Source organism: Microbacterium sp. GbtcB4 (assembly GCF_019091465.1).
GTDB lineage: Bacteria > Actinomycetota > Actinomycetes > Actinomycetales > Microbacteriaceae > Microbacterium > Microbacterium paraoxydans.
Map to the genome: position 1 here is coordinate 1 of NZ_JAGXJJ010000156.1, position 269 is coordinate 269.

At 37.2% G+C, this 269-nt stretch carries 1 protein-coding gene; it reads left to right on the forward strand.

The window, feature by feature from the left end:
* Window positions 1-38: 38 nt before the first annotated feature.
* Window positions 39-269 (forward strand): Rha family transcriptional regulator (locus KVS71_RS17560; protein ID WP_217585166.1); only part of this gene is annotated, 231 nt, incomplete at its 3' end.

Below are 269 nucleotides of genomic sequence, written 5' to 3' on the forward strand. Positions count from 1 at the left end.
ATAAAGATCTTAGATATGAAGGAGGTCTCATAACGGAAATGAACACGCTAAGTTCAACAGATGATAAACAATTAGTACTTGGAAGCAATGGAAAAGTTGTAACTGATAGTTTGATGATTGCTGAAGTCTTCGGGAAAACTCATGACAATGTACTGAAAGATATTCGCAAGCAAATGGATTATGCGGGTTATGAATTTTCGCTCGTAAATTCTCACGAGCGAACTTATGAGAGTAGAGGACGTTTATATCCTAAAATCGACCTGACGGAA